Annotated in this window: 11 protein-coding genes; 1 reads left to right on the top strand and 10 read right to left on the bottom strand. The window is 65.4% G+C overall.

The features are described 5' to 3' along the window. Positions 1-54 precede the first annotated feature (54 nt). The 4 genes from ACR9YP_RS39360 to ACR9YP_RS39345 form a co-directional block, all read right to left on the bottom strand. The gene (locus ACR9YP_RS39360; RefSeq protein ID WP_176945558.1) at positions 55-780 is read right to left on the bottom strand and encodes a chromosomal replication initiator protein DnaA; all 726 of its coding nucleotides are present in this window, start codon (positions 778-780) and stop codon (positions 55-57) included. Between the two features lie 95 nt (positions 781-875). Next, on the bottom strand, positions 876-1,370 hold the full coding sequence (lspA, locus tag ACR9YP_RS39355) for a signal peptidase II (protein WP_164940249.1): 495 nt from the start codon (positions 1,368-1,370) through the stop codon (positions 876-878). Positions 1,371-1,543: 173 nt separating this feature from the next. Next, a complete protein-coding gene (gene ileS, locus ACR9YP_RS39350; protein ID WP_474218573.1) occupies positions 1,544-4,552 on the bottom strand; it encodes an isoleucine--tRNA ligase in 3,009 nt (1,002 codons plus the stop codon). A 206-nt stretch (positions 4,553-4,758) separates the two neighbouring features. Continuing rightward, a complete protein-coding gene (locus ACR9YP_RS39345; RefSeq protein ID WP_091886817.1) occupies positions 4,759-5,730 on the bottom strand; it encodes a bifunctional riboflavin kinase/FAD synthetase in 972 nt (323 codons plus the stop codon). Between the two features lie 227 nt (positions 5,731-5,957). Between ACR9YP_RS39345 and ACR9YP_RS39340 the strand changes: the two genes are divergently transcribed. Beyond that, positions 5,958-6,353, top strand: coding sequence for a response regulator (locus tag ACR9YP_RS39340; protein WP_008567674.1), 396 nt, complete (start codon positions 5,958-5,960; stop codon positions 6,351-6,353). Between the two features lie 161 nt (positions 6,354-6,514). Here the strand turns inward: ACR9YP_RS39340 and ACR9YP_RS39335 are convergent, their stop codons facing one another. The 6 genes from ACR9YP_RS39335 to ACR9YP_RS39310 form a co-directional block, all read right to left on the bottom strand. Continuing rightward, a complete protein-coding gene (locus ACR9YP_RS39335; protein WP_370986316.1) occupies positions 6,515-7,369 on the bottom strand; it encodes a TIGR01459 family HAD-type hydrolase in 855 nt (284 codons plus the stop codon). A 15-nt stretch (positions 7,370-7,384) separates the two neighbouring features. After that, entirely contained in the window at positions 7,385-8,860 is a 1,476-nt protein-coding gene (locus ACR9YP_RS39330) for an EAL domain-containing protein (protein ID WP_438105152.1), read from the bottom strand. A 162-nt stretch (positions 8,861-9,022) separates the two neighbouring features. After that, positions 9,023-10,153, bottom strand: coding sequence for a YihY/virulence factor BrkB family protein (locus ACR9YP_RS39325; protein WP_438105151.1), 1,131 nt, complete (start codon positions 10,151-10,153; stop codon positions 9,023-9,025). Then, entirely contained in the window at positions 10,154-10,741 is a 588-nt protein-coding gene (locus ACR9YP_RS39320; protein ID WP_474218572.1) for a phage holin family protein, read from the bottom strand. A 90-nt stretch (positions 10,742-10,831) separates the two neighbouring features. Further along, on the bottom strand, positions 10,832-11,791 hold the full coding sequence (prmB, locus tag ACR9YP_RS39315) for a 50S ribosomal protein L3 N(5)-glutamine methyltransferase (RefSeq protein WP_474218571.1): 960 nt from the start codon (positions 11,789-11,791) through the stop codon (positions 10,832-10,834). After that, complete coding sequence (locus ACR9YP_RS39310; protein WP_438105150.1) at positions 11,791-12,273, bottom strand: molybdenum cofactor biosynthesis protein MoaE; 483 nt, start codon at positions 12,271-12,273, stop codon at positions 11,791-11,793. The genes prmB and ACR9YP_RS39310 overlap by 1 nt, the downstream gene beginning before the upstream one ends. Positions 12,274-12,275 lie beyond the last annotated feature (2 nt).

Below are 12,275 nucleotides of genomic sequence, written 5' to 3'. Positions count from 1 at the left end.
CGAGCCGCCGGCGCAGGGTGCGGTTCTGTCGGATGTCGCGGCGCGACAGGAACGTTATTGTTCCTTCTCCTTGCCGGACATGATGTCGAAATAGGTCCGTCGCGACTTGTCCGGCCCGGCGCCATAGGCGTAGTTCGGCGACGGCGTCTGATAGCCCGGCGGGGGCTCGACCAGCGATTGGCGCGGCGGCTCGCTAACGAATTTCTTCTCTTCGGAGCTGTTGCCGCCCTTCATCATGTTCCACAGACCACCGCTGTATCCGAGTTCGGCGGGGCTGAGCGACGGGTTGCCGTTGGTACCCGGCTGGATCGGATCATTGCTGGTGCGGGGGGCCGCGGCGACCTCACCCGCTTTCATCTCAGCGGGGGTCAGGGGCCGGGCGGCCTGCCAGTTCTCCGTCGCCTTGGTGGCTTTCTTGCGCGCGGCAATCGCTTCCTTGCGGCGCTTCTCGTCGGGGTCCTTCGGCCAGTTCGGCGCATTCGTGGCTTGGGTAGCGGCCGGCGGCGGCAGGTCGAGCTTGGGCGGCACGACCAGCGGCGAACGCTCGCGGTACTCGATGCCGGGCTTCTCCATGCTCTTGGCGCCGAGGCCGGACATCAGATTGTCGATGAGCTTCTCTTCGAAGGTCATGTCGTCTTCCTCGTCGTCGTCACCGGCGCGGGCGGCGCCGGTCGACATGACGAGACCGATGCCGAGCGCGACAGCGGACAATTTCAATGCCCGCCAGAACCCCCATTTGGGGTCTCGAACCATTGAACCGCTGGTCTTCGAGCTGCGCATCACCATACCTGTTCCATATTGTGGCAGATTGCCGCTCGCACGCGGCCTGACCCCTTGCAAAAACGGGTTCCACCTGCCGGTCGTATCGGCCGGGATCAGGGCGCTTTTGCGGCGGGTACCCCCAGGAAGGAATCATACAATAGCGCCGCCACCCCAGCAACGATGGCCACGTCGGCGAGGTTAAACACGTACCAATTATAGGTATGTCCGCCGATTTCGATGTGAAACAGGGCGAAATCCACCACCGCACCATAGGCCAGGCGGTCGATGCCATTGCCGATGGCGCCCCCGATGATCAAGCCTAGCGCGATGGTCGCGAGAAGGGTGTGGGAGCGGGCCATCCAGATCGCCAGTGCGACCACCGCGATAGCTTTGACGGCCATCAGCGCGAGCTGCGCCGCCTGGCCGTCGTTCTGGAGCCAGCCGAAGCTGATGCCGATGTTCCACGCCAGCACCAGATCGAAGAACGGTGTCACCCGCACCACGTCGCGATGAGCGAGGTCGAACACGTTCAGCAACCAAAGTTTGGAGGCCTGGTCGAGGACGAGTGTGACCAGGGCGGAGGTGATGCCGGCGCGGAGCGGGGTCATGCCGGGATGCCTGCCGTTAGCACCGGTGTCGTCCCGGCGAAGGCCGGGACCCATACCCCGAGGCGGATGTTGTTGGATCGACCCGGAGTCATCAGTGTTCACGACGATCAGCTGCGGTGGTTATGGGTCCGGCCCCCGTGCGCAATTGCGCACTAGGCCGGGACGACACCTGGTTAGAGCTGCACCCCCAGCGCCTTCCATTCGCGCAGCGCCTGAGCGTCGCGCGGGGTGACGTCGGGGTATTCGGGGTCTTCGCCCACCGTCGGTGAGATCTTCCAGGAGCGGGCGCATTTGGTGCCGACCGCCTTCTCGACGACGACTGCGACGCCGGGCACGGCATCGAGACGGAACGCGGAAGCCGGCGCCTCGCCCTCACGTACCTCGTAGTTCGAGGTGATGCAGACTTCGGCGAGATCGACGTCGAACAGCGTCGCCAGCATGGCCCGGTCGGCGAGATAGATCACCGGCGAGGCCTCCAGCGACGAGCCGATATTCTTGGCGGCGCGTTCGAGCTCGAGCGCGCCGGTGACGACGCGGCGCACGTTGCGGATCGTCTCCCACTTCGCCGCGAGCTTGTCGTCGCGCAAGCTTTCGAGATCGTTCGGAAACAGCGTCAGATGCACGGACGGCTCGGCGTCGGGCCGGTACATGCGCCAGCCTTCCTCCGCGGTGAAGCTGAGGATCGGGGCCAGCCATTTCAGGATCGAGGCGCACAACAGGTCGATGGTGGTCAGCGCCGCCTTGCGCGTCAGCGAAGAGGGCGGGTCGCAATAGAGCGTGTCCTTGCGGATGTCGAAATAGAACGCCGACAGCTCGCTGTTGAGGAAGGCGGACAGAATAGCCACCACGCTCTTGAAGTCGAACTCCCGATAGGCCTTGTCGATGGCGGCAGCGCGGATCGCGAGCTCGTGCAGCATCAGCCGCTCGAGCTCGGGCATGTCGGCAGGGGCGACCGCGTCGGCCGGCTTATAGTGATGCAGCGTGCCGAGCATCCAGCGCACGGTGTTGCGCAGTTTGCGATAGGTCTCGACGGTATTCTTCAGGATCTCGGGACCGATGCGCTGGTCGTCGGTGTAGTCGCAGGACGCAACCCAGAGTCTCAGGATGTCGGCGCCGGATTCCTTGATGACGGCCTGCGGCTCGATGGTGTTGCCGAGCGACTTCGACATCTTGCGGCCGTCCTCGGCCTGGGTGAAGCCGTGGGTCAGCACGATGTCGTAGGGCGCACGACCGCGCGTGCCGCAGCTCTCCAGCAGCGAGGAGTGGAACCAGCCACGATGCTGGTCCGAGCCTTCGAGATACATCACCGTGTCGGTGCCGCCATCGACCTTGCGCTTGATGCCGGCGAGGCCCGGGAAATGCACGGGGTCTTCGAGCACGAAGGCGTGCGTCGAGCCGGAATCGAACCAGACGTCGAGAATGTCGTCGACCTTTTGCCAGTCTTCATTCGCGCGGGACCCGAGGAAGCGCTCGCGCGCTCCCTTCGCATACCAGGCGTCCGCGCCTTCCTGCTCGAAAGCTTCCCCAATGCGCGTATTGACGGCCTCGTCCTGGAGGATCTCGGCCGAGCCGTCGCCCCTCTCGCGCACGAACACGGCAATCGGCACGCCCCAGGCGCGCTGGCGCGAGATCACCCAGTCGGGGCGGGCCTCGATCATGCCATTGATGCGGTTCTCGCCCGACGGCGGCACCCATTGCGTCACCGAGATCGCATGCAGCGCGCGCGCGCGGAGCGTGTCGCCGGACTTGGTCTTGCCGTCAGCGGCAACGTCCTTGTCCATCGCGATGAACCATTGCGGCGTGTTGCGGAAGATCACCGGCTTCTTGGAACGCCAGGAGTGCGGATATTGATGCTTCAGCCGACCGCGCGCGAGCAGCATGCCTCTTTCGACGAGCGCCTTGATCACGGCCTCGTTGGCGTCGCCCTTCTCGCCCTTGTCGTTGATGACGCGCTTGCCGGCAAAGCCCGGCGCATGATCGGTGTAGGCGCCGTTCTCATCGACGGTGTAGGGGATTGCGGTATTGATGCCGCGCGCATCGAGATCGCGCGCCTGCGCCATCCACGCGTCAAAGTCCTCGCGGCCATGGCCGGGCGCCGTGTGCACGAAGCCGGTGCCGGTGTCGTCCGTGACGTGGTCGCCGGGCAGTAGCGGGACGATGAAGTCGTAGCCGCCGGCTAGGCCCTTCAGCGGATGGGCACATTCGATCGCGTCCATGGTGTCGCCGGGGACCTCGCGGACCCTCTCATAGGCCGTCACGCGCGCCTGCTTGAAGACTTCTTCAGCGAGCGCGTCGGCGAGGATGAGGAGATCGCCGGTCTTGGCCCAATTGTCGGCGGGCGCCTCGGTCACCTTGTACAGGCCATAGCCGATCTTCGGCGAGAACGAGATGGCGCGGTTACCCGGCAGCGTCCATGGCGTCGTGGTCCAGATCACGACGCTTGCGGAGGCGAGCGCGCCGTGCGCGGGCGAGGTGACCGGGAATTTCACCCACACCGTATCGGAGGTGTAGTCCTCGTATTCGACCTCGGCTTCGGCCAGCGCGGTCTTCTCGACCACGCTCCACATCACCGGCTTGGAGCCACGATACAGCGTGCCGTTGGCGGCGAACTTCATCAGCTCGCGCGCGATCTGGGCTTCGGCCGGAAAGCTCATGGTGGCGTAGGGATGGTCCCAGTCGCCGATAACCCCCAAGCGCTTGAACTCCTCGCGCTGCACGCCGAGCCAGTGCGTGGCATAGGCGCGACATTCCTTGCGGAAATCGATCATCGCGGCACTGTCGCGGAAGTCGGGCTTCTGCTTGCCCTTCTTGCGATAGTGCTCTTCCTCGACCTTCCACTCGATCGGCAGGCCGTGGCAGTCCCAGCCCGGCACGTAGTTGGAATCGAAGCCGAGCATCTGCTGGCTCTTGGTGACGAGATCCTTCAGGATCTTGTTCAGCGCCGTGCCGATATGGATGTTGCCGTTGGCGTAGGGCGGGCCGTCATGCAGGACGAATTTGGCGCGACCCTTGGCGCTCTCGCGCAGCTTCTCGTAGAGGCCGATCTCGTACCAGCGCTTGAGGATCTCCGGCTCGCGCTGCGGCAGGCCGGCGCGCATCGGAAATTCGGTCTGCGGCAGGAACAGGGTTTTCGAATAGTCTTTGACTTCAGACTTTTGGGACTTCTGCGGCTTTTCGGACATGAGGCTGACTGGCTCGGAAGGGGCGCGGGAAAACGGATAGCGATAAGGAATCGCGGGGGTGAAACGACAACATCCCGGTCTTGCGCCGAGCCGAAGGCTCAGGCGGAAGCCGGGCCGCTAATCGCTATGATGCGCCGCGCAAACATGGGCTCTCCATAGCAGCCGGGCGGGGGAAGCGCAAAGGTTCGGGTGGCCCGGTTTCCGGCTTAATCGATCGCGCCAAGCTTCGGAAACGCGTCCGGGGCGGCGGCCAGCATGGCGCGGGCGCGGGCGGAATCGTCGTCCATCTGGCGGATCAGGGCCTCCAGGCTGTCGAATTTCAGCTCTTCGCGGATGAAGCCGACGAAGGCGCAGTCGAGCGCCTGCCCGTAGAGATCGCCCTTGAAGTCGAACAGGAAGATTTCTAGCAGCGGCGCGCCGTTGTCGAAAGTCGGGCGGCGGCCGAAGCTCGCCACGCCGTCGAGGCGCTCGGCGCCGCGGCCGACCCGCACGGCGTAGATGCCGTGCTTCAGGCCGCAATTGGCGTCCAGACGGATGTTGGCGGTGGGATAGCCAAGGTCGCGGCCGCGCTTCTCACCGTGGATCACCTCGCCGGTGATGAACCAGGGGGCTCCCAGCATGGTGGTGGCTTCGTCGAGCTGGCCCTCGGCGAGGGCGATCCGGATCGCGCTGGAGGAGACCGGCCGCTCGTCGATATCGACATGGGGCTGCACGTCGACCTCGATGCCGAGCCGGGGCGCCTCGTTGACCAGCAGGCTCGGCGAGCCGACGCGACCTTTGCCGAAATGGAAGTCGTAACCGACGGCAATGCCGCTGACGCCGAGGCGTCCGATCAGGTCATGGTGAATGAAGTCTTGCGCGCTGGTTCCGGCGCGCGCCTTGTCGAAAGTCATGACCACGGCGCCGGCAAGGCCGGTGCCGGCCAAAAGCCGCAGTTTGGCCGGCTCATCCGTAAGGCGGAATTGCGGGGTGTTGGGGCTGAAAAACCGTCGCGGATGCGGTTCGAAGGTCAATGCCAGCGCAGGGCGGCCATGCGCGCGGCCCATTTCCAGGGCGGCCGCAATCACGGCGCGGTGACCGAGATGGACGCCGTCGAAATTGCCCATGGCGACCACGGCGCCCCTCGGAATCGCAGAGTCCGGCGTGGTGTCGCGGATGACGGTAAAATGCGGAGCCATCAGGGGAATTCTCGAAGCGGCGGGACAGGTCGGGACCGTGGCTCGACCGGCCTGACGAAGTCAAGCGGGGGAGCCGGGACATCGAACACGATTTCAGTCCTTTGGGGGCGTCCGCAGTTAACGCGCTGTTTAACGCCTTGATGCTAGTCCTTGAGCGTGGAACTGCCGGGCTTCGGGCCTGGCAGGTCCGATCGTAATATTCCTGGGTTTGCGTTGGGGGAGTCGAGATGGCGGTTGATTTGTCGATGCCGGTTCTGGTGGTGGACGACTACAGCACCATGATCCGTATCATCAGGAATCTGCTGAAGCAGCTTGGCTTCGAGAACATCGACGATGCCAGCGACGGTTCGGCAGCGCTGAACAAGATGCGCGGCAAGAAGTACGGGCTCGTGATCTCCGATTGGAACATGGAGCCGATGACGGGTTACGACCTCCTTCGCGAAGTGCGCGCGGATCCGAACCTCGCCACCACGCCCTTCATCATGATTACGGCCGAGTCCAAGACCGAGAACGTGATCGCGGCCAAGAAGGCCGGCGTGAACAATTACATCGTCAAGCCGTTCAACGCGGCGACGCTGAAGACCAAGATCGAGGCGGTCTTCCCGGACATGGCGAGCGCGTAAGGGCACCTGGCCTGAAAACAGTCATCCATTGAGATCGTCATGCCCGGGCTTGTCCCGGGCATCCACGTTCCTGGACATGCGAAGGACGGCGTGGATGGCCGGGTCAAGCTCGGCCATGACGAGGTCTGGAGCCCTGCAATTCGTCCAAGCTCGTGGTCGTGTCACCACTTCAATTCGCGCATGAGCGCCTTCGGCGGATGGCCGAACAATTCCATCACGGATGCCGGGTCGAGCTGGTCGAGACCCTCGAACTCCTCGGCATGGATGCCGCGGGTGACGAACAGGCAGTCGATGCCGAACTCGCGCGCGCCGGTGAGATCGGTGCGGACGGAATCGCCGATCGCCAAGACCTTTTTGCGATCAATTTGGTGTCCCTGGCGTTCGCCGGCGAGCGCCATCGCGCGCTCATAGATCGGCCGGTGCGGCTTGCCGTAGAAGATCACCTCGCCCCCGAGCTCACGATAGAGCTCGGCGATGGCGCCGGCGCAATAGATCAGCCGGTCGCCGCGTTCGACCACGATGTCGGGGTTGGCGCAGACCAGCGTCAGCTTGCGCTCGCGCGCCTTCAGCATCATGCCGCGATAGTCTTCCGCCGTCTCGGTCTCGTCGTCATAGAGGCCGGTGCAGACGATGTAATCGGCTTCCTCCAGCGGCGCGGTCGTCGCATCGAGGCCACGGTAGATCGAGTTGTCGCGCTCGGGGCCGAGCCAGAACATCTTGCGGCCGGGATGCTCGGCGACATAGAGCCGCGTCAGGTCGCCCGACGAGACGATCGCGTCATAGGTCTCGTCCGCGACACCGAGCTTGCGCAATTGCCGCTGCACGGAGTCGGCCGGGCGCGGCGCGTTGGTGATCAGGATCACCGTGCCGCCGCGGCTGCGATAGGTATGCAGCGCCTCGCAGGCCTCGGGGAAGGATTCGAGACCGTTATGGACCACGCCCCAGATGTCGCTGAGCACGACGTCAACGCCACCCACGAGCTCGCGCAGGCTTTCGGCAAAATGCAACGTGGTCATGATGCGCGCGGCCGATCAGATGCGGCGCGCGAGCGCCGCGTTGCCGGTGATGCGTTGTGGCGGAGGCGCTGAAGACGTCGCGCCTGAGCTGGATGTGCCGGAGCCATTGGATCCCTGGATGTCCTGCGCCTGGGTCGGCGCGGCCCCGCCGGTAGCAGATGCCCCTTCCGGCCGCAATGGCCGGGGCGGTGCGAACAGAAAGCCCTGGCCGAACCGCACGTCATAATCGAGCAGGTCCACCACCGCGCGCTCGCCCTCGATCCGCTCGGCGATCAGGTCGATGCCGAAGCGGCCGAGCAGATCGGAGAGGTCGGACGGGTGGATGTCCGAGGCCGAGGCTTGCTTCGGATCGAGCAGCAGCGTGGCCGGCACCTTGATGAAGCGTACGCCGCGGTCGGCGAGCTCGCGCGGCTCGATGCGCAAATCCGTGACATGGTCGATCGAGAAGCGGTAGCCGCGCTGGGCGAGTGCGGCGAGATTCTCGGTCTCGGCCGGGCCGAGGTTGCGGAAGGTCGACTGCTTGAACTCCAGCACCAGCGAGGGCGCCAGCGCCCGGTTGGCTTCGAGGAAGTCGAGGCATTGCGCGAAGGTGGTGGAATTGCCGAGCGTGGAGGCCGCGACATTGCAGAACACGCCGACATCCTTGTTGCGCACCATCAGGCGCCGCAGCACCTGCACACAGCGCAGCATCACCATGTTGTCGATGCGCCCGATCAGCCCGGAGGCTTCCGCGATGCTGATGAACTCCTCGGCGGCGATCAGCTGGTCGCGCTCGTCGCGCAGGCGCGTCACGGCCTCGTAGAACCGCACCTTGCGCTGCGGCAGCGTCACCATCGGCTGGAGGAAGATGTCGATGCGGTTCTCGTCGATCGCGTTGCGCAGCGTCGCCAGCAATTGGGTCTGGTTGCGGCCGTTGGCGACCTGGGTTGGGGCCGCCTGTGCGGGCCGCGGCTGCGCTGCGGGAGGCGGGGGCGCCACGGGCAACGGTGACGGGGCAGCCGGCCGCTCGTCGATCGTCGCGATCAGGTCGAGCGGCGCCACCGGCTCCTGCTTCTCGACCGGGCTTGCGGCTGATACCGGAGCGCCGCCAGCCAGCAGGTCCTCATGCGCCGAGACGGTGGTCGCGAGCTGCCTGACCAGTCCGCCGAGCTCGTTGATCTCGCCGACCACCGACTGGATGCGGTCGGAATTGGTCGAATTGGACGAGGCGATGCGTCCCTCGACCGCCGCGAGCCGGCGGCCGAACTCGGCCACCTGACGGGCGAGGTCGGCGGTGCCGCGCGAGAGGTCGGCGATCTGGCCGCCGACGTCGCTGCGGTCGCGCAGCCGCATCGACACCGCGTTGTAGAGGATCAGGAAGGTCAGCGCGGTCAGCGCTACGATCGCGGACTCGGTTCTGCTGATGCCGGCCACCGAATAGAGCATCAGCCCGAGCGAGGCCGCGACCAGAACCATGCAGATGGCGATGAAGATCGTCGAAATGCGAATCATGCCGCGCGTTACGCCTCAAGAGCTGACTGTCTTACCCGGGAAAACACGGGCCGCTGTCCGACCCGTCACGCCTCATGCTCCCCCAAGCAGCATGACCTTAACATCATTGTTGATTCGAGGGGATAGCAGCCTCCAGCACGCGCGTTCAGGACCGTCATGGCGTCAGGCCGGCGCGGGGGCGCCGACCGTATCGGCTGAAACGGCCTCGCGGCTTCCGAGCGGCTTGGGGCGCCCGGTGGTCGTGTCGCGCAGGGTCTGCCGTTCGATCTCCGAGTTCAGCTCGGCTCCGAACATGATCACGATCGCAGACACCCACATCCACATCATCAGGCCGATCGCCGCACCGAGCGAGCCGTAGGTCGCGTTGTAATTGGCGAATTCCGAGAGATACCAGGACAGCAGTGCCGAGCCGGCGATCCAGAGGGTGGCCGCCATCACCGCGCCGAGGCTCAGCCATTGCCAGCGCGGCGCATCGCGGCTGGGCGCGAAGCGGTAGAGGATGGCGAGCGCCACGAGCAGGATCAGGAACAGCAGCGGCCATCGTGCCAGCGCCACGATCAATTTGCTTTCGGGCGCCAGGCCGAGGTGATTGAGCGCGAGCGGGAAGGCGACGACGGCAGCCACCATCAGCAACAGCGCCATGATGCCGCCGACCGTGAAGGCCAGCGACACCATATTGAGCCGGATGAAGCTGCGCTTCTCGCGCTCCTCATAGGCGACGTTGAGTGCGTCGAAGATCGCCTTGACGCCGGCATTGGCGCTCCAGATCGCGAGCACAAGGCCGAACAGGAAGGTGGCACCCAGCGCCGTGCTGCCCTTCGACACCACACGCCCGACCTGCTCCTCGACGATCTGGAAGGTGCCTTCGGGAAGCATCATCGCCAGCTTCTGGAGGTTATCGCTGATCGTGGAGGGATCGGCGAACAGCCCGTAGGACGAGACCAGCGCGGTCACGGTCGGAAAGATCGCGAGCAGCCCGAAGAACACCACGCCGCCCGCTGTCGCGAGCAGGCGATCCTCGTCGATGCGCTGATAGGTGCGCCAGAAGATATCCTTCCAGCCAGCCCAGGGGATCGTGAAGGGGCTCTTCGCGCGGCGGCCATGGCCGGGCTGCACGGCTGCGCGCGCCGGGTCGGTTTCCGGTGAATTCGCCTCTCCTTTACGGTGGTCCTGCGGGGGCCCCGAGCGGACCAGGGCGGAGTCCTGGAAGTAGCGCTCGGCGGTGAGCACGAACACAGCCGTGGCCGCCACCAGCAACCAGCTGTCCATCTGCTCGGAGCGCCGTACCAGCATTCACGCCTCCAGACGGTGCCTATGGCGCCGCCGGCGTGCGGCCGTAAGCCCGACCAGGCCGACGGCCGCGAGCATCAGGCCCAGTTGCACGGGACGGTTGGCGCGGTTCGGCCAGGCTTTGCTGCCACGACCGCGTTCGCCGGGCGCAAGCGGCACGAGGGGGATCGTCGTTGCGACCTCCTTCACGGCCTCCTTGACCGTTCCACGAGGAATCCGCGGGGTGGTGATCGCAACGCGCACGCGGCTGGCAAGCGGCACGACCGGCTTGGCCGGCCGCTTCATCATCGTCATGGCGATGCCGGCACAGACCGCCGCCAGCACCAGCAGCACTGCACCGACAGCACCGAAACCCCAGAATTGCCCGTAGGTGATCTCAATCCAGCGATACAGGGCGACCAGACCGACAAAGAGGGCCGCGATGACGAACAGCCCGGCCACCGCAAACAGGCCGGCTGCAACCGCGTAGGACGTCGCGCGTCCGGTGGCCTGGCTGGTGCGGTCGCGCAAGTACGATTGCGTGGCTCGCTTGAGATGGTTGAGCTTCAGCGCCACGCCGGCGCGCAGCAATTCGCCCGATGGCGCGAGCATGCGGACATCCTCCGAGAGCCACGAAATTCGTCGGGGGATGAACGTGGCGGAATTTGACTTGTTCCGAGGGAGCGGGCCCGCCGTAGAGGATCAGCCGAGATCGGCGGCTGCGATCCAGAACACCTCGCCCTCGGAGTCTTCGGTGTCCAGCCAGAGCAACGGCAGTTCCGGAAAGGCCTCGTCGACCAGCTCGCGGCCGCGCCCGATCTCGCAGATCAACCCGCCATCCGGCGTCAGGTGATCGGGCGCCTCGCGCAGGATGCGGCGCACCACGTCGAGGCCGTCAGCGCCGCCGTCGAAAGCGAGTTTTGGTTCGGCCCGGCACTCCGGCGGCAGCGCGGCCATGCCTTCGGCATCGACATAGGGCGGATTGGTGATGATCAGGTCGTAGCGTCCATCGCCGAGCGGGGCGAACAGATCGCCGCGATACAGGCTGATCCGGTCGTCGAGTCCGTATTCGCCGACATTCCGCGTGGCGACTTCGATCGCGCCCTTGGAGATGTCGACGGCATCGACCGCAGCGTTCGGAAAATGATGCGCGGCGAGGATGGCGAGGCATCCCGATCCCGTGCAGAGATCGAGCACGCGCTCGACGGCCGTGGGATCGTCGATCAGCGATCCGGCAGCGCCGTCGCTGCCGAAATGCGAATCCAGCAGCTCGCCGATGAAGGAGCGCGGAACGATGACGCGCTCGTCGACATAGAAGGGCAGGCCGCGCATGTAGATCTTGTTGACGAGGTAGGCGGCCGGTTTGCGCGTGGTGACGCGCCGATGGATGAGATCGAGGATGGTCTTGCCCTCGGCGACCGTGACGCGCGCGTTGGCAAAAATCTCGAACTGTTCGGGATTGAGATGCAGCGCCTCGCTGACCAGGAAGGCCGCCTCGGCAACCGGATCGGTCGTGCCGTGGGCAAAGGCGAGCTCGGCTTCGACAAAGCGGCTCACCGCATAGCGGACGAAATCGAGCAGCGTGAGAAGCTCACCCGGACCGACCTTCGCAAGTCTTGGCGCGGCGCGACCGCGCGCGGTCTTTTTGGATGCTCTTGCCATCAGGATCGGGTCCAGCGTGCGGCAGCTTCGTCGTCGCGGGCCTGGGCCTCGACCCAGCCGGTGCCGGCTTCGCTCTCTTCCTTCTTCCAGAACGGCGCGCTCGTCTTGAGATAATCCATCAGGAACTCGGCCGCCTGGAACGCGGCCTGGCGGTGTTGCGAGGCAGTCAGAACCAGCACGATGTTCTGGCCGGGCATGAACCGGCCGACACGGTGAATCACCGTGACGCCGTTCAGCGGCCAGCGCGAAATCGCCTCGTCGACGTGACGCTTGATCTCTTCTTCCGCCATGCCCGGATAATGTTCGAGCGTGAGCGCGGCGATCTTCGCGCTGTCCTCGTCGGCTCGGCAGATGCCGGAGAAGCTCACGACCGCGCCGATGTCGGTACGGCTCTTGGTCAGGATCGCGATCTCGCGCGCAATGTCGAAATCGTCCTCCTGGACGCGGATTGTGACGGGGCAGGTGGTGACAGCGGAGGTCATGG

The organism is Bradyrhizobium sp. BR14999 (genome assembly GCF_056106085.1).
This window is presented reverse-complemented; position numbering and strand designations above follow the sequence as displayed.

What these genes read in the sequence shown, in the direction of transcription:
- ACR9YP_RS39360 (WP_176945558.1), bottom strand. Translation starts at nt 780, where the DNA reads ATGCGCAGCTCGAAGACCAGCGGTTCAATGGTTCGAGACCCCAAATGG.
- lspA (WP_164940249.1), bottom strand. Translation starts at nt 1,370, where the DNA reads ATGACCCCGCTCCGCGCCGGCATCACCTCCGCCCTGGTCACACTCGTC.
- ileS (WP_474218573.1), bottom strand. Translation starts at nt 4,552, where the DNA reads ATGTCCGAAAAGCCGCAGAAGTCCCAAAAGTCTGAAGTCAAAGACTAT.
- ACR9YP_RS39345 (WP_091886817.1), bottom strand. Translation starts at nt 5,730, where the DNA reads ATGGCTCCGCATTTTACCGTCATCCGCGACACCACGCCGGACTCTGCG.
- ACR9YP_RS39340 (WP_008567674.1), top strand. Translation starts at nt 5,958, where the DNA reads ATGGCGGTTGATTTGTCGATGCCGGTTCTGGTGGTGGACGACTACAGC.
- ACR9YP_RS39335 (WP_370986316.1), bottom strand. Translation starts at nt 7,369, where the DNA reads ATGACCACGTTGCATTTTGCCGAAAGCCTGCGCGAGCTCGTGGGTGGC.
- ACR9YP_RS39330 (WP_438105152.1), bottom strand. Translation starts at nt 8,860, where the DNA reads ATGATTCGCATTTCGACGATCTTCATCGCCATCTGCATGGTTCTGGTC.
- ACR9YP_RS39325 (WP_438105151.1), bottom strand. Translation starts at nt 10,153, where the DNA reads ATGCTGGTACGGCGCTCCGAGCAGATGGACAGCTGGTTGCTGGTGGCG.
- ACR9YP_RS39320 (WP_474218572.1), bottom strand. Translation starts at nt 10,741, where the DNA reads ATGCTCGCGCCATCGGGCGAATTGCTGCGCGCCGGCGTGGCGCTGAAG.
- prmB (WP_474218571.1), bottom strand. Translation starts at nt 11,791, where the DNA reads ATGGCAAGAGCATCCAAAAAGACCGCGCGCGGTCGCGCCGCGCCAAGA.
- ACR9YP_RS39310 (WP_438105150.1), bottom strand. Translation starts at nt 12,273, where the DNA reads ATGACCTCCGCTGTCACCACCTGCCCCGTCACAATCCGCGTCCAGGAG.